The sequence below is a fragment of the Cytobacillus depressus genome, assembly GCF_008923245.1.
GTDB lineage: Bacteria > Bacillota > Bacilli > Bacillales > Cytobacillaceae > Cytobacillus > Cytobacillus depressus.
In genome coordinates, this window is record NZ_WBOS01000001.1 from 718,486 (window position 1) to 733,980 (window position 15,495).

Annotated in this window: 16 protein-coding genes; 5 read left to right on the forward strand and 11 right to left on the reverse strand. The window is 37.3% G+C overall.

Annotated features, from left to right (window positions below; genetic code table 11):
- The first annotated feature begins 103 nt into the window (after positions 1-103).
- Entirely contained in the window at positions 104-643 is a 540-nt protein-coding gene (gene pssA / locus F7731_RS03505; RefSeq protein ID WP_151533372.1) for a CDP-diacylglycerol--serine O-phosphatidyltransferase, read from the forward strand.
- Positions 644-717: 74 nt separating this feature from the next.
- On the opposite strand, the gene F7731_RS03510 is transcribed toward pssA, so the two are convergent.
- On the reverse strand, positions 718-2,514 hold the full coding sequence (locus F7731_RS03510; RefSeq protein WP_151533373.1) for a M3 family oligoendopeptidase: 1,797 nt from the start codon (positions 2,512-2,514) through the stop codon (positions 718-720).
- 166 nt (positions 2,515-2,680) lie between these two features.
- Between F7731_RS03510 and F7731_RS03515 the strand changes: the two genes are divergently transcribed.
- Positions 2,681-3,652, forward strand: a complete 972-nt coding sequence (locus F7731_RS03515) for a F510_1955 family glycosylhydrolase (RefSeq protein ID WP_246197121.1) — start codon at positions 2,681-2,683, stop codon at positions 3,650-3,652.
- 244 nt (positions 3,653-3,896) lie between these two features.
- Here F7731_RS03515 and sigK read toward each other — a convergent pair whose 3' ends face one another.
- Positions 3,897-4,619: an RNA polymerase sporulation sigma factor SigK gene (gene sigK / locus F7731_RS03520; protein WP_151533374.1), complete on the reverse strand. Its 723-nt coding sequence runs from the start codon at positions 4,617-4,619 to the stop codon at positions 3,897-3,899.
- 286 nt (positions 4,620-4,905) lie between these two features.
- Here sigK and F7731_RS03525 point away from each other — a divergent pair, with 286 nt between their 5' ends.
- The 3 genes from F7731_RS03525 to F7731_RS03535 all read left to right on the forward strand — a co-directional run bounded on the left by F7731_RS03525 (position 4,906) and on the right by F7731_RS03535 (position 6,844).
- On the forward strand, positions 4,906-5,376 hold the full coding sequence (locus tag F7731_RS03525) for a hypothetical protein (protein WP_151533375.1): 471 nt from the start codon (positions 4,906-4,908) through the stop codon (positions 5,374-5,376).
- Positions 5,377-5,449: 73 nt separating this feature from the next.
- Positions 5,450-6,028, forward strand: a complete 579-nt coding sequence (locus F7731_RS03530; RefSeq protein WP_151533376.1) for a hypothetical protein — start codon at positions 5,450-5,452, stop codon at positions 6,026-6,028.
- Between the two features lie 141 nt (positions 6,029-6,169).
- Positions 6,170-6,844: a DUF2642 domain-containing protein gene (locus tag F7731_RS03535; protein ID WP_151533377.1), complete on the forward strand. Its 675-nt coding sequence runs from the start codon at positions 6,170-6,172 to the stop codon at positions 6,842-6,844.
- Between the two features lie 501 nt (positions 6,845-7,345).
- On the opposite strand, the gene F7731_RS03540 is transcribed toward F7731_RS03535, so the two are convergent.
- From F7731_RS03540 to F7731_RS03580, 9 genes are all read right to left on the reverse strand, one after another.
- Complete coding sequence (locus tag F7731_RS03540) at positions 7,346-7,486, reverse strand: YrzI family small protein (RefSeq protein ID WP_151533378.1); 141 nt, start codon at positions 7,484-7,486, stop codon at positions 7,346-7,348.
- 361 nt (positions 7,487-7,847) lie between these two features.
- A complete protein-coding gene (mtnN, locus tag F7731_RS03545) occupies positions 7,848-8,543 on the reverse strand; it encodes a 5'-methylthioadenosine/S-adenosylhomocysteine nucleosidase (protein WP_151533379.1) in 696 nt (231 codons plus the stop codon).
- A 25-nt stretch (positions 8,544-8,568) separates the two neighbouring features.
- Entirely contained in the window at positions 8,569-9,288 is a 720-nt protein-coding gene (locus F7731_RS03550; protein ID WP_151533380.1) for a YrrS family protein, read from the reverse strand.
- A gap of 134 nt (positions 9,289-9,422) precedes the next feature.
- Positions 9,423-11,192, reverse strand: coding sequence for a peptidoglycan D,D-transpeptidase FtsI family protein (locus tag F7731_RS03555; RefSeq protein WP_151533381.1), 1,770 nt, complete (start codon positions 11,190-11,192; stop codon positions 9,423-9,425).
- 59 nt (positions 11,193-11,251) lie between these two features.
- Positions 11,252-11,728, reverse strand: coding sequence for a transcription elongation factor GreA (gene greA, locus F7731_RS03560; protein ID WP_151533382.1), 477 nt, complete (start codon positions 11,726-11,728; stop codon positions 11,252-11,254).
- Between the two features lie 164 nt (positions 11,729-11,892).
- Positions 11,893-12,528 (reverse strand): uridine kinase, encoded by a 636-nt coding sequence (gene udk, locus F7731_RS03565; protein ID WP_151533383.1) that lies wholly within the window; start codon positions 12,526-12,528, stop codon positions 11,893-11,895.
- A gap of 5 nt (positions 12,529-12,533) precedes the next feature.
- Positions 12,534-13,802 (reverse strand): peptidase U32 family protein, encoded by a 1,269-nt coding sequence (locus F7731_RS03570; RefSeq protein WP_151533384.1) that lies wholly within the window; start codon positions 13,800-13,802, stop codon positions 12,534-12,536.
- A gap of 21 nt (positions 13,803-13,823) precedes the next feature.
- Positions 13,824-14,753 carry a peptidase U32 family protein gene (locus tag F7731_RS03575; RefSeq protein ID WP_151533385.1) on the reverse strand — a complete coding sequence of 310 codons (930 nt, stop codon included), beginning with the start codon at positions 14,751-14,753 and terminating at the stop codon, positions 13,824-13,826.
- Between the two features lie 6 nt (positions 14,754-14,759).
- Entirely contained in the window at positions 14,760-15,398 is a 639-nt protein-coding gene (locus tag F7731_RS03580) for an O-methyltransferase (protein WP_151533386.1), read from the reverse strand.
- Between the last annotated feature and the right edge of the window lie 97 nt (positions 15,399-15,495).

The window sequence follows — 15,495 nt, forward strand, 5'->3', positions numbered from 1 at the left end:
TTAATACGTGAGGAGCGGAGAAGCAAGCTGACGCCGAAATTCGACAGATATTTTTCCCGGACTTTTTGAATAACCTCTTATAGCATAAGAAGGAGTGTGGTAAATGTTTTTATCCGATATATTTGATCAAACAATTAAAAAGCTTAAAGCTCAAACAGCGAATGTACTAACATTAACTAATTTATCATTGGGCGGCTTTGCTATTATATTTGCCTTTAATCAAAATTTAAATTTAAGCTTGCTGCTCATTTTTGTTGCAGCATTAGCTGACCGATTTGATGGTATGATTGCCAGGAAACTGCAAATTGAATCTGAATTAGGAAAGCAATTAGATTCCATGAGTGATATTATATCATTTGGAGTTGCCCCTGCACTATTAATATATCAAGGAATTTTATTCGAATTTGGAGGCCCAGGGTCATTTTTCACTATTTTTTATATTGGCTGTGGTGCTTTCCGTCTCGCTCGATTTAATATTAGCGAGAATAACGGCTACTTTACGGGACTTCCTATTACGGCAGCTGGCTGCCTTGTAACACTTAGCTTTCTTGCAATCCCTTATATTCCCGCACCCGCATTCTTTTTTATCATGATTATTCTTTCCTTATTAATGGTAAGCCCATTTAAATTAAAAAAGGTCTAAACTTTAGACTATTGATATGTAACAAGCTTAAAGCCGCACCATTATTTACTACAGGTGCGGCTTTTATATTTCTATTATTCTTCTGTTAAAGCAAGGAATTCTTCGATATCATCGATACAAAGCTTTACAGCTTTTTCCCAAAAATCTGGTTTTGATAAATCTTCATTCAAATGCTTCTTCGCTAAATCTTCAACAGTCATGGAAGCTGTATCTTTCAGTAGAGCAATATACTTCTCCTCATAGCCCTTTCCTTCCTCCAATGCACGTGCATAAATTCCAAGTGAGAATAGATAACCAAACGTATAAGGGAAGTTGTAAAACGGAACACCCGTAATATAGAAGTGAAGCTTAGAAGCCCAAAATGTTGGGTGATATTCGCCAAGTGCATTGCAGTATGCTTCCTTCTGTGCTTCTTCCATCAGTTCATTTAATCTGACTGTGTTAACGGTTCCATTCTTCCTCTCTTCATAGAAACGTGTCTCAAATAAGAAGCGGGCATGGATATTCATAAAGAATGCAACTGTTCTTTGTATTTTATCTTCAAGAAGCGCAAGTTTTTCCTGCTCTGTTTTTGCGTTTTTCACAGAAGCATCCGATACGATCATCTCAGCAAAAGTAGAAGCTGTCTCTGCGACATTCATTGCATAATTTCGGTTTAATGAATGGAGATCTCGCATTGCATACGTATGGAAGCCGTGTCCAAGCTCATGTGCCAAAGTCGAGATATTCGAAGGTGTTCCTGAATATGTCATAAAAATTCTAGATTGGCTGCTTTCCGGGAAATATGTATGAAAGCCGCCAGGTGACTTCCCAGGTCTATCCTCTGCCTCAATCCATTTATCTTCAAAGGCCATCTTAGCAAACGCTGTCATTTCTCCACTAAAATGAGAAAAGTTTTCTAAAATAAACTCTGCTCCTTCTTGATACGAAATCTTCGCATCCGCTTTCGTTATTGGAGCATCTAAATCAAACCAATTTAATTTTTCAACACCAAGCAACTTAGCCTTTCTATTGAGGAATTCAACAAGGAGCTGTTTATTTTTAGTAATTACGTCCCACATCGTATTAAGTGTTTCTTCACTCATTCTATTAATAGCTAAAGGTTCCTTCAAGACGTTCTCCCAGCCGCGCTGCTTGTACACACTTAATCTAAATCCTGCTAAATGGTTTATAGCTTTTGATAAATAATCTGTTTGTTCCCGCCAAGATTGTTCCCATTTTTCAAATACATTTTTCCGAACTTCTCTATCCGGACTGGAAAATTTATTAGCAGCTTGCCCGACAGATAAATCCTTTACTTCTCCGTCCTCTGAAAAAGGAATTTTTATTTTCCCGACAACTAAGTCATAAAGCTGGCTCCAACTATGGTAGCCATCCACCCCAAGAGCATTAATGAGGCTTTCTTCCTCTTTTGATAATTTCTCTGCTGCTATTTCGCGACGCTCAGTTAGCACAAAAGCTAATTCCTTTAATCCATCCTCTTTCATCAATTCTTCCCAAACAGAAGAATCAATGCTTGTTAACTTTTCATCAAATGCAGTTAAAACGTTCTGAAAGCTTGCACTTAGCTGAGTGACTCTTGCACGATGCTCACCCGCTTTTTTATCGTTTGTATTTTGCGCTTGCAAACAACTGACGAAAGCACCCGCTTCACGTAGTTTTTTTGTAGCTGCTTGAAAGCTTTCGATTAATTTTAATAAAGAAGATTGGTCTGCTAGTGAGTTCTCCGGTTCCCACTTATGTACTTGAAAGCTAAAATTATGTATATTTTCTTCTGTCGATTGTAAATGCTCTGCAAAAGCCGGAGAGGAGCTCCCGCCTTTAAAAAAGACATCTAAATCCCAAACAGTTGAATATGCTGTCGTTGTCATTCATTTTCCCCCTAATCATTTAACTATCCATATCATATTATAGGTTAATTTTCCAAAAAGTTCATTTAATTAGACAGCATATGAGGACAAAAACTTTGCTTCCGCCACACCATTTCCGTTACTATGGGAAGGGATATTTCATAAAAATGCAGTTGGAGTGACAAACATGATAAAGCTTAAAAAATATTTGACGTTATTAGCATTGGCATTTGCTTTAATCGTCTCTGGCTGTTCACCTCAAGAACAAAATGAAAAAATGAAGCAAGCAAATAAAGAGGAACCTGTAAAGACTGTTAACTTTGAGCTTAAAAAGGCAGAACCCGGGCGGTTAGAACAAATATATGGATTAGGTTATCCGGGGAATGATAAAGGTCTTTATATTGCTTCACAGGAAGGAATAAAAATATTTTCTAACGGAGAATGGCTCGAAGGCAATTCTCAAAAACACGAATACATGGGATTCCAAGCAACCCATGATGGATTCATCGCAAGCGGCCATCCTGAAAAGGGCTCCAAATTAGAAAACCCGTTAGGAATCGTTAAGAGCGTTGATCGCGGAGGTACACTAGAAAAGCTTGCTTTTTATGGGGAAGGCCGATTTTTCTTTTTAGGCGCAAGTTTCCAATCTGGTGCAATCTATATTATTAATGAAGTAGAAAATTCAAAAATCAAGCCAGGGGTTTTTCTCTCTGAAGATAAGGGGGAAAATTGGGAACAAGTACAGTTAAATGGTTTAGATTCCGATACACTAGGAATGATTGCTGTTCACCCTAAAGATAATGGCATCATGGCGATGTCAACAAAAAGTGGAATATTCTTTTCTAATGATAAAGGGAAAAATATGAATAAGCTTACCGATTCCATTATGTCAACTGCATTAGCCTTTTCAGAAGATTATCTTTATTATTCCTCTGTGGAAAATAATAAAGTTCTTTTTTATAAGATGGATATTCATACATTGGGAAGTGAACAAATGAATATCCCCTTTTTAAGTTATGATAATCCGATTACATTTATTGCTGTTAATCATAAGGATGAAAACACAATCTCATTTGACACTTATTTATTTGATGTATACGAATCAGCTGATAGGGGACAAAATTGGAAGTTAGTATTAAAGAACGGAAGAATTGAATAGAGCAAAACAGATCCAAATGCGCAAGCGCCTTGATCACCCCCGACAAGCACAAGACGATCCTCACGGAAAGGTGTTCTTTACCTTTCTGGGAGGATTGGCTTGTGACCTCGAGGGGGTAGGTGCTGGAGCTGGACGTAAACAAATTTTTCACAAAGTTAAACACATGATGGTAATTTATAATTTCCTTAACAAAATGAAAGCACAATCATAAGTATTAGTATAATAACTCATGATTGTGCTTTTTTTAATTATTTTTCCGTTTTTCTTTCTCTTTTTCGGCACGATAAAATTCATGAAACATTTTCATTAAGGCACGTTTTTCAATTCTTGACACATAGCTTCTTGAAATGCCGAGCTCTTTAGCGATTTCCCTTTGTGTTTTTTCTTTCTGCAAGTCTAAGCCAAAACGACCGACAATAACTTCTTTTTCCCTTTCATCTAATACACCGATATATTCCTTCACCTTTTCAAGTTCCATATTAAGTTGAATGGTATTGATTACATCCTCGGAATCCGATTTAAGGACATCAATAAGGGATATTTCATTCCCTTCTTTATCCTGCCCTATCGGGTCATGAAGAGAAACATCCTTTTTTGTCTTTTTCAAGGCGCGTAGATGCATTAAAATTTCATTCTCTATACACCTTGCTGCATAGGTCGCCAGCTTTGTTCCTTTTCCTTCTGAATAGCTTTCAATCGCCTTAATTAAACCGATTGTACCGATAGAGATAAGATCCTCTGAATCCTCACCTGTATTTTCAAACTTTTTCACAATATGAGCCACAAGCCTTAAGTTATGCTCAATTAACATATTGCGAGCATGTGTGTCGCCAGCAGCCATCAACCGCAAATATTTTTTTTCATCAGCAGCCGATAGCGGTTGAGGAAAAGCATTATTTTTTACATAAGAGACAAGAAAAACAATTTCTTTCACTAAGTAACCAAGTGCGGTCAAAATTCCAGACATTTTTTCCACCCCCGCTTTCAAACATTTAGCCTTAACTAATTCCTATGTGAAAAAGGAGTTGTTTTTGTCTGTCCACTACATTTATTTTCTTCGGGAATATTTCCCACGTTTATCTTTTGTATCGACCAAGTTTAAATATGTATGAATCTTATAGAATTAGCTACTGCTCATTTGCCTATTTGTACTAAATATGCTAAAAAACAGGCGTTTTCAATAGTACATTGTCCTTCCGTGATACATATAAATGCAGTGAATAAGCTTATATAATCCTAAGGAGGAGTAACTCATGAGTAAAGACATGATGGAGTCTTTAGTAAATAAGGTCATTAAGATCAATCGGGGCGGGCCAGAGTCTGGTTCTGGAGTACTGATTGGAGTGAAAGACGATTATCTAGTTTTATACAGTCAAAATGACGGAGTAGTATATTTCAAGAATCAGCACATTAAAAGCTTGACTGAAAGTTCAAACGGAAAAAATAACAATGGACAAAACTACAGTCTTGATCAATTAAGCACATTAGATTATGTGGCTCCAGATACTTTTGAAGAATTATTAGAAGATTTAAGGTATCAATGGGTAACAATTAATCGCGGCGGACCAGAAAAAGTAGAAGGGGTCCTTCATGATTCGAATGGCGAATTTGTCGCTCTATTCCGCAATGAAGAACTGCTGCGTTTATCTATGTATCATATTCGAAGCATTAGCTATGGTGTAAGTATTGAAGAAGAAGAAAATGAAGAAGAGGACAGCTACTAATCATAAATATTCTGTATGTATTCTTACAGCTTAATAGACTGCATTAAAAATATTTTAAAAGGAGTTTATCGAAATGGAATTCAATCATCATTTAACTGCCCTTATTGGGAATGAAGTTAATATCCTGCTCAGTGATGGAAATTCAGTCGAAGGGGTTTTAACAACAATAAAAGACGACTATTTCGTTATGGAAACCGACAAATATATTATTTACCATAATCTTAAAAATGTAAAAGGATTTTTAAAAAGCACTAAGAATTCAAAAAACACAAAGAAAACGAGAACAAGATCTGTAACTGATTACTCAACAGAAGCATCATCATTAAGAGGGGTCCTTGAAAGCCTCCAATCAAAATGGGTTACTATTGACATCCAAAACAGTAATCAAAACAACAATGATAATGATAACAACAATAACAATAACAATAACAATAATCAAGGGTATAGCGGCTTCCTTGCTGCCATTGAAGATGATTATGTGATCTTAATCGGAAAAGATGTTCAAGCTCATTTAAATATCTCTCATATAAACAATATTGTTAAAGTGAACGAATATACTATGTCCAAGAATAACAGCAACAGCGAAAACTCTAGCAACAACAATAGCAATGTAATGGCATTTGAATCTGTCTTTGGCGGTTCACGCAGATAAATTATTCGAAGCTCCAATAAATTTCTCCTGCCCCTAAAGCTTTCGCACCAATTAAAAAACTACACCTTAAAACCAACTCATTTATCCTTTCATATCCTTATTTATGGATTAGCTTGGTTTAAAAGAAAGGAGGGATAAAACTTGAAAAATATTCTAAAAAAACTTATAGGCGAAAATATCAAATTACAATTACCTGGAAAAAGAATCCTTAAGGGAATGCTTATAGCGGTAGGGAGTGATGTAATCGTATTGTTTGATGGGAAGGATTATCTTTACCTTCCCATTGTTCATATACAAAATATAACAAAGCTAGAACCTAAAGAAGCTGATATTACCCCTCCTACTGGAACGCCAAACATTGAACATGATGAGGAGCTTTCTTTAAGAAAGGTATTAAATCTTGGAAAAGGAATGTTTACGGAAATCTACATTACCGGCAATCAGCCTATCCCTGGTTATATTTCAAGCATTATGAACAATTATTTTGTCTTTTATTCACCAGTGTATAAAACGATGCTTATTTCTTTGAATCATTTAAAATGGCTTATTCCTTATACGGCTAATCAACGGCCTTATAGTTTATCAAATCAGCAATTGCCATTGCACCCCGTTAACATATCATTAGCAAGAACTTTAGAGGTCCAAATTGAAAAGATGGTAAATGAATTAGTCATATTAAATATAGGAGAAAACGCTGACTTCATTGGTAAATTAAACAGTTTACAAAATAATTTTATTGAACTCGTCACAGCAAGAGAAGAACTTATCTACTTAAATATGCAGCATATTAAAACGATACACTTTACAAACATTTAAAGCCGCCCAAAAGCGGCTTTTTTAATTTTCCCATTAACTAAATATGGATGAAAAAAGGATTAACCAAGCGGTTAATCCTTTTTAAAGATTTATTCGAAACTAACTTCATCAACACTTACTTCGGAGTAAATAATACAGCCAACTACACTGCAAAGTACTGCAGCCATCACAATTGTGAACATGCATTTGCACCCCTTTTATTTTCGATGAACTAAGACTCTCATAAGCCTAATCTACATTAAATTTAACATATTCACAGCGAATTAAATGAAGCCACGTGTGAACTTTCTGTTAAATATGAGGGCATAGCATGTAGAACATATTATTTGCCTTTCTTTTTCCGGAAGTAAAGCGTTAATAACAAGACATGCAGTGACAAACGCATCCTCCTCCTAACTTTCTATAGCTAGGTGGTATCATTCTCCACCCATAATACTGCTTCACGGCCTTGCATTAGAAAAATCACTATAAAAACCACCTTTCCTTTAATTTTTTGTAAAATTAAAATGTACGATATAAAGTATACTGACGATCGCGATTTTCTTCTTGAATTTTGTGGACCATTTCGTTATACATAATCTCTTCAATTGTTTGTTTTCGCTTCTTAATTGTGATCGTTAAGAAAAATATATTTAAGGTCATTTAGACTCACCTCCTTTTAAATCTCTAGCTCAATCTTTAAAAAGACACAAAAAAACCGCATGGAGATATCCTTGCGGCAAAAAGCATAAAAATGCCACAGGGAAAGACGATTCTCCCTGCGGCATGAATGTGTATTGTTAAAAGATTAAGCAATCCATTCCATGTAGGTCGAATTCGTAAAATATAAAGTTGTGTTTGCTTTACCATTCATGAGTACAATCATCATCATTTCATTCGACCTCCTTTAGGAATTTATTTACTTTCAAAGGTAATTATATCCAAGTATGAGCAATTTGTAAACAATTTTAAATCATTAATTTTTAAAAACCTTAAAATTAGGCAATGAAGGGAATTTTCTTCTCTATTTCATTGCACTTACAATTTTCATAACAAGATCTGCAGAATGTAAAGCAGCCTTTTCTAAATACTGCTCAAATGAAGTATCCGATTCCTTTCCAGCAATATCTGATAAAGAACGAATAATAACAAAAGGCTTTTTAAACTGATACGACACTTGCGCAATCGCAGCTGCCTCCATTTCTACAGCCTGTAAGTCTGTAAACTTTTCACGAATGTATTCTACACGAACAGGGTCATTCATAAAGGAGTCTCCTGTTGCAATTAAGCCCTTTACAACTTGGATGTCCTCAATTTCGCGGGCACACTCTACCGCAATTTGCACTAGCTTGCTGTCAGCTTCGAAGGCAGCTGGCAACCCGGGAACTTGACCATATTCATAGCCAAAAGCAGTGACATCTACGTCATGATGCCTTACTTCAGATGAAATTACGACATCCCCGACGTTTAAATTTGGATTAAAACCGCCTGCAGACCCAGTATTGATAACAATATCAGGATTAAATCTTTCTAGTAAAATCGCCGTCGATAAAGCAGCATTCACCTTGCCGATTCCAGACCGCAGCAATATGACCTCTACCCCGCCCATTTTTCCCGTTGTATACTCACACCCGGCGATTGTATGCTGATTTTTTCCCTCAATCTTGTCTCGAAGAATTTTTACTTCCTCTTCCATTGCTCCAATTATCCCTATTTTCATTCTGTCGGACCTCTTTCTATGTTAGTTATTCATTGATTTCTTCTACTTTTGTTGGCTTCCAGCCTTGGCCGTCGACCCATTCAATATAGACGCGATATTTTTCTTTCTGGCCCTTTGCCGAGACCGTTCCAACTGATTTATTGTGCCCGTTATTCCCAAGAAACCAGATAGTCATATTGTCCTGTCCAATCCCAGTAGCGTATGAGATAGCTTGGGACATTTCCGACCAATCAACTGAATTCTGGTCGTATACGGATGTATGCTCTCCAGCCTGTGAAGTTCCAATTGGCTTCCAACTTGGATTTTCAATTGGCTTTTTCACATTTTCTTCTGTTCCGCCAGTTGTCACAACCGCGTCCTCTTCTTTTGCTGGAGTTGGGTTTTGTTGTTCAGAAGACTGATTTTTAGACTCCTGCTTTTGTTCGGTATTATCTTCATTTTCTACACTCGAATCCGTTGAATCAGTTGAATCAACTTTCTCTTCATCGGCATTCTCATGTTCATTAGATTGATTGTCTTTTTCAGTCTGATCCGATTTATTATTCTGTGCTGATTCTGTCTGTTTCTCAAGTTGATTTCCTGCGGTATCATCGTTGTTGCCGCCTAGAAAAATAGTGGCAGAAACTATGACAATTAATAATAAAACAAAACCAATTGACAAGTTTAAAATTAAATTTGTTTTTCTTCTTTTACCTCTCGATTCAGATCGGGAATCCCGACTTGGTGAGCTATATTTTCCCTTCAAAAAATCTCCTCCCTCTTGCAGCTTCTCTATGTTATGAAACCTTTTATCGATGAAAAAAATTTAACATTATCATTCAATCATGAAATAACTGAATTTGCAAGGATGACATAAGAACCTTATTTGTATTTATGAACTTATTCAATATTTTTCTTATTCTCAAGATCATAGATCCCTTTCACTAAATCAGCGAATAATGTATTCACACCGCCTGTTTCAGCAGTTACGTCTAAATTAACAGTCACAAGCGCATATTTCGGATTTTTATATGGAAAATAACCCGCAAACCATTTATTATACAATGGCTGATCCCCCCTCGTTCTTCCAGTCTCTCCTGTTCCAGATTTGCCTGCAACCTCATAAGGAAGGTCTTGGAACCATCTTCCAGTGCCGTTTTCATTCATTACAACTTCCCTCAATAGTTTTTGCAGCTTCATTGCCGTATATGGAGAAATCGTCTCTCCTTCGATTGCTTGCTTTTTAAATTCTAATAAAGAGGTTCGATTCTTATATTCTATTTTTGAGGCAACCCGGACCATTTCTTTTTTTCCGCCCTTTGCGATCGTTGCCATCATATTTGCAACTGCAAGCGGAGTGGCTCTTACTTCATGTTGGCCAATTCCCGTTAAACCGACAAAGTTCTGATCCTTCTTCTCATCTTCTGTCATAAAAATTCTACCCTTTTCTTCCTCTTGTAGCTGTTTAAAGTCATTAAAATGATAAATATCTCCTTTCCAGCCAACTGACCCAATTAACGATAGTTTCTCAGCGTAATTCTCAAGGATATTGGGATCAATCTCCTTGAGCTCCTTTGCTAAAGTAGCAAAAGTATTATTACAGCTTCTGGCAAAGCTAGTTGTGAAATCTAGCATGCCATATTGAAATTGTAAATCTGGATCTCCATTAATTTTTTTACTGCAATCAAATTTACGAGTTGTATCTGTCAGTTCATGATCGATTGCAGCCGCAGCAACAACAGTCTTAAATACAGACCCCATTATTTGCTGCTTCAACATTAAATTCTCGGCTCCGCCTGATTGATTAAATGGATCCTTGCGATTAATCGAAGGCTCGGAAACAATCGCAGCAACTGAATTAGATTCAATATCAAGAAGGACAACACCTCCTTTTTTAATTCCATGTCTTTCAGCTAAATCCTCTGCTAAGCGTTGTAAGTCTGGATCAAGAGTAGTTTTAATGTTGACTGGATAAAAAGGATTCGCCGGTTCGACGTATTTAACATGAATACCAAATAGAGGACCCCCAGTAGCATCAACATGGAAGACGAGCTTAGATTTTCCGTCTGGAAGAAGAAATTCATCGAAGCTTTTCTCCATTCCCGTTAAACCGATCATCGTCGAAGATGAAATCTCTTTGTGGGGATACCGTTTGCGCAGTAAATTTTCATTCTCGCCTATTATCCCTATTAAATGTTCTGCCGGATTGTCTGTTAAATGATATTTCTTTTCGACAGCAAAAACACCAGGGATCTTTAATTCATTGATTTCTTTCATTTGCGTCTCTGACAAAAGGATTGGCATCGGGTCGCCAAACGCAAATGGTTCCTTTGAATGATTTACGGCATAACGAAGGGAATATTCTGATACACCTACAATATCAGCCACTTTTTCTATTTCCCAATCCATTTTTTTTAAAAATGGAAACAGAATAAGTACTGGAAGACTTTTATGCGTAATGGGTGTCCCATCCCTATAAAGAAAACTCCCTCTTCCCGTATCGAGCACCATCTCCTGTGATCGCTGACTTACACTTGCTTCAAGGAGGTTGATTTGTCTTTTTGTAAAATCTTCTGTCGAAACTAACTGAAGCTGAATCATCCTTCCCAGCAATGCAGAAAACATCAACAAACAAAAACAAAGCCATACGATCGCTCTTTTTCTCCACATAAATTAAAACACCTCGTCAAAAGTTTTGACGAGGTTTCTTAATTTCAAACTGTTAACTTTTATTTAATTGTGACAATTCGCACGTCCATATCCCCACCTGGAGTCTGAACTTTCACCTCGTCACCGACTTTGCGGCCAAGCAAGCTTTTCGCGATTGGTGAATCATTTGAAATTTTACCATCAAATGGATCCGCCTCTGCACTCCCCACGATTGAATATGTTTCTTCTTCTCCATCTGGAAGTTCAATAAATGTAACAGAGCTGCCTAGTGATACTACATCCGCACTTAATTCAGCTTCTGAAATAATTTTTGCATTACGGATCATATTCTCTATTGTAGTAATACGTCCTTCAACAAACGCTTGCTCTTCCTTCGCGGAATCATATTCTGAGTTCTCGGAAAGATCACCAAAACTGCGAGCGATTTTTATCCGCTCAACAACTTCTTTTCGTTTTACAGACTTTAAATATTCTAACTCCTGTTCAAGCTTCTCTTTACCGGCTTGCGTCATTGGGAAAACCTTTTCAATTGCCACAACCTTCACTCCTTCAAATATTCACAATTCTGGCAGAATTGCGTTCTTTCTGTATTTGTTATGTAGCTTTCAGTTCTAATAATTAACATAGGTGCGCGACCTTGTCAGGGCGCGCACTATTTTGTCCACTTTTAGGACCGTATTATATTTTCTATGCTATTGTGTCACAAAAATGACTTTTGTTCAAGAATTGTTTGAATTTTTGTTACCATTAAATCAATAGCCACATGATTTTGTCCGCCTTCAGGTATAATGATATCAGCATATCGTTTTGTTGGCTCAATAAATTGATTATGCATAGGACGGACAACATTGACATATTGATCAATAACGGAATCCATTGTCCGTCCGCGTTCTTTAATATCTCTGATCATTCGGCGGATTATACGTAAATCTGCATCTGTATCAACAAAAAGTTTGATATCCATTAAATCCCGAAGCCGTTCATCCTCTAATACAAGAATGCCCTCAATAATTATGACATCCTTTGGCTCAACTTCGATTACTTCTTCAGATCTTGTATGGGCTGCATAATCGTATACAGGCTTTTGAATATGCTCATACTGCAAAAGTCTTTGAATATGCTCAATTAATAGATCAGTATCAAAGGCAAAAGGATGATCATAATTCGTTTTTAGCCGTTCCTCAAAAGATAAATGCGTTTGATCTTTGTAATAATAATCATGCTCTAGCATTAAAATCGAATGGCCCTTAAAGCGGTCATAAATCGCTTTTGCTATACTTGTTTTACCGGAGCCTGATCCCCCGGTAACACCGATTACAACAGGTTTGCGAGTCATCTAAATTAAATCTCCTTTCGCATCATGTTGTTAGGGTATACCGGCTTATCAAGCTTAAATTGAACAATTTGGAGTGGATGACGGGCTGCGTCCAGCTCCGCACCTTTTTCATCCCAAATTTTATCAATGACATGTGTAAAGTTTTCGATTTCAGGACCGAAAAACTCCACTTCCTGACCTGGTTTAAAATGATTACGCTGCTGTAAAGTAACCATTTGTGTTTCCGGGTTATAGCCTAGAACTAAGCCAACGAAATCGAAATTCGTCTTTTTGCTATGATTTCCAAACATTTGCTCCTTATACCCAGGAATTCCTTCGAAAAAGGCAGAGGCAGTATCACGGTTAGCACACTTCGCTAACTCGTCCAGCCATTCCTGCTTAATTTTGAAGTTTTCTGGATCTGCACAATAAGCATCAATGACTTTACGGTATACACTCACGACAGTAGCAATATAGTGGATTGATTTCATGCGACCTTCAATTTTTAAGCTATCAATTCCAAGCTCAATCATTTGCGGAATCGATTGAATTAAATTTAAATCCTTTGGACTCATCGCAAAAGGAGAATCGCCTTCATTAAAGAATGCAACTTCATTTTCGCCTTCTAATTTATAGAGATCATAGTCCCAGCGGCATGATTGACAGCATCCACCACGGTTAGAATCACGAGCCGTCATATGATTACTCAATGTGCATCGACCTGAATAAGCAATACACATCGCGCCGTGAATAAAGGTTTCAATCTCAATATCAACTTTTTCCTTCATTTCACGAATATCCTCAGCGCTCGTTTCACGGGCAAGAACGACGCGCTCTAATCCCTCTTCCTTCCAGAACTGAACAGCCTTCCAGTTTGATAACGATTGCTGTGTACTTAAGTGAACTTCAATTTCCGGTGCTACTCTGCGACAAGTTTCAATAATTAGTGGATCTGCAACAATAATACCGGCTACTCCGGCTTTACTTAAACCGCGCAAGTAATCATCCAGCCCGTCGATATTTTCATTATGGGCAAAAATATTCGTCGTTACGTAAACTTTCGCTCCGTACTTTTTGGCGTATTCTACGCCTTCCTTCATCTCTTCAAACGTAAAATTATCTGCATTTGAACGCAAGCCGTATTCTTGCCCGCCGATAAAGACAGCATCAGCGCCATAATGTACGGCAATTTTTAATTTTTCTAAGTTACCAGCTGGTGCAAGCAATTCAGGCTTTTTCACGATTACCCGTTTGCCATTCACAATTTGGGAAATATTATCTTTCACCGCTGTCATCATACTTCCTCCTTTACTAACTTAATAAACCGTTTCTTTAAAGAAAAATCCTGTATCTAATGGGCGATTGACTGGCTGAATCTCTTCGATAGCAGCTAGTAAATCATCCTTTTCTTCATCATATTGATCAGGGTCTAGAGCACATAAATCAATTGCTTTTCTATAAAGCTTCGTCACTTCAAGAATATATTCTGAGCTTTTAAGAATACCGTCAATTTTTAAAGAATCGATCCCAGCTTCAATCATTTCTTGCAGTTCATCAATAATACAAATATCATTTGGACTCATAATATGGGTGCCGTTCTCATCCTCGAAAATTGGATATTTATTTTCTCTTTCCTTGTCATGAAGAAACATATTATGCTCTTGTTTACGGTTCTCTACTTCCATTACCTTCCCTTGGTACTCATAATAGTTGCCAAGTAGGGAGCGCTTGGACTGGAACATTGCTGTCATGCCGTGAACTTGAACTTCAATCTCTACTTCTGCATTCTCTTTCATTTCGATAATGGCATCCATATTGATTTCACGGGCAAGGACGGCGCGTTTAGCCCCTTTTCTTCCCCAATAATTACATGTATACCAGTTCGTTCCTGTCGTTTCCGTATTCCAGTGGAGCTTCATATTCGGTGCAGCTTCACGTGCAGCCATTAAGACGGCTGGGTCACCAAATATAATTGCATCGGCATTTACATCTTGTAAGAATTGGATATAACCAGAAAGCTCGTCCACTTTTTCATTATGAAAAAGGGCATTCATCGCAACATACACTTTTTTACCTTTTTCATGTGCAAGTTCAATTGCTTTCTTAACATCTTCTCTTAAAAATTCACCAGCAAGGCGTAATCCATAACGCTGCTCTCCAATGACAAAAGCATCCGCTCCAGCCTCTGCTAACGGAATAATATCATCTACACTTTTTGGTGTAACTAATAATTCTGGCTTTGCCATCTTTCTTCACCTCATCTTTGTAATCGCAACCCCATCACCTACTGGAAGGATCACTGTATAAAAATCTGGATGGTTCATTAACCACACATTAAAATCATTGATTTTCTTAACGAGATTGCGAATTCGCTTATTTTCAATTTCACTCTCACAAACAAGCCCTTTAAAAAGAACATTGTCTGTTATAATCATCCCGTCATCGCTTAAATAGCGGGAATATATTTCAAAAAAACGCTGATACTGGCCTTTTGCCGCATCTATAAAGATAGCATCATATGGAGCATGAGCTTTAACCTCAGCTTCTACCTCCAGAGCATCTCCTTTAATGATGTGAATTTGTTCTTTCTTACGAGCTTCCTGAATATAGCTTTTAGCAAGCTCCAATCGTTCAGCATCTCTTTCGATCGTCACAATTTTGCTAGAAGGAAGGGCATCAGCCATTCTTAGTGCAGAGTAACCGATCGCAGTCCCGATCTCTAAAATAGTCATCGGCTTTTGAATACGCAAAAGCTGAAGCATAGCTTCAATCCCGGCGAGCTCCATGATAGGGACACCGTTTTCCTTCGCATAATGCTCCATCCGCTCGAAAAGCTTACATCTTGCCGGAATAATTTTTTCTATATATGCATGCAGCTTTTCATTATCCAAGCTGCCATCACCTCACTCTAATAGCAGAAAAAAGTAGCGTTCACAGAAAGGATTTAGTGTATATACCTAAATCCTACTCGATCCGTGGTTCACGCTA

Bases quoted from the DNA above. Each gene is read 5' to 3' on its own strand.
- F7731_RS03525 (WP_151533375.1), top strand. From the start codon at position 4,906: ATGAGTAAAGACATGATGGAGTCTTTAGTAAATAAGGTCATTAAGATC.
- mtnN (WP_151533379.1), bottom strand. From the start codon at position 8,543: ATGAAAATAGGGATAATTGGAGCAATGGAAGAGGAAGTAAAAATTCTT.
- F7731_RS03510 (WP_151533373.1), bottom strand. From the start codon at position 2,514: ATGACAACGACAGCATATTCAACTGTTTGGGATTTAGATGTCTTTTTT.
- F7731_RS03515 (WP_246197121.1), top strand. From the start codon at position 2,681: ATGATAAAGCTTAAAAAATATTTGACGTTATTAGCATTGGCATTTGCT.
- pssA (WP_151533372.1), top strand. From the start codon at position 104: ATGTTTTTATCCGATATATTTGATCAAACAATTAAAAAGCTTAAAGCT.
- F7731_RS03555 (WP_151533381.1), bottom strand. From the start codon at position 11,192: ATGTGGAGAAAAAGAGCGATCGTATGGCTTTGTTTTTGTTTGTTGATG.
- F7731_RS03540 (WP_151533378.1), bottom strand. From the start codon at position 7,486: ATGACCTTAAATATATTTTTCTTAACGATCACAATTAAGAAGCGAAAA.
- udk (WP_151533383.1), bottom strand. From the start codon at position 12,528: ATGACTCGCAAACCTGTTGTAATCGGTGTTACCGGGGGATCAGGCTCC.
- F7731_RS03570 (WP_151533384.1), bottom strand. From the start codon at position 13,802: ATGACAGCGGTGAAAGATAATATTTCCCAAATTGTGAATGGCAAACGG.
- F7731_RS03575 (WP_151533385.1), bottom strand. From the start codon at position 14,753: ATGGCAAAGCCAGAATTATTAGTTACACCAAAAAGTGTAGATGATATT.
- F7731_RS03530 (WP_151533376.1), top strand. From the start codon at position 5,450: ATGGAATTCAATCATCATTTAACTGCCCTTATTGGGAATGAAGTTAAT.
- sigK (WP_151533374.1), bottom strand. From the start codon at position 4,619: ATGTCTGGAATTTTGACCGCACTTGGTTACTTAGTGAAAGAAATTGTT.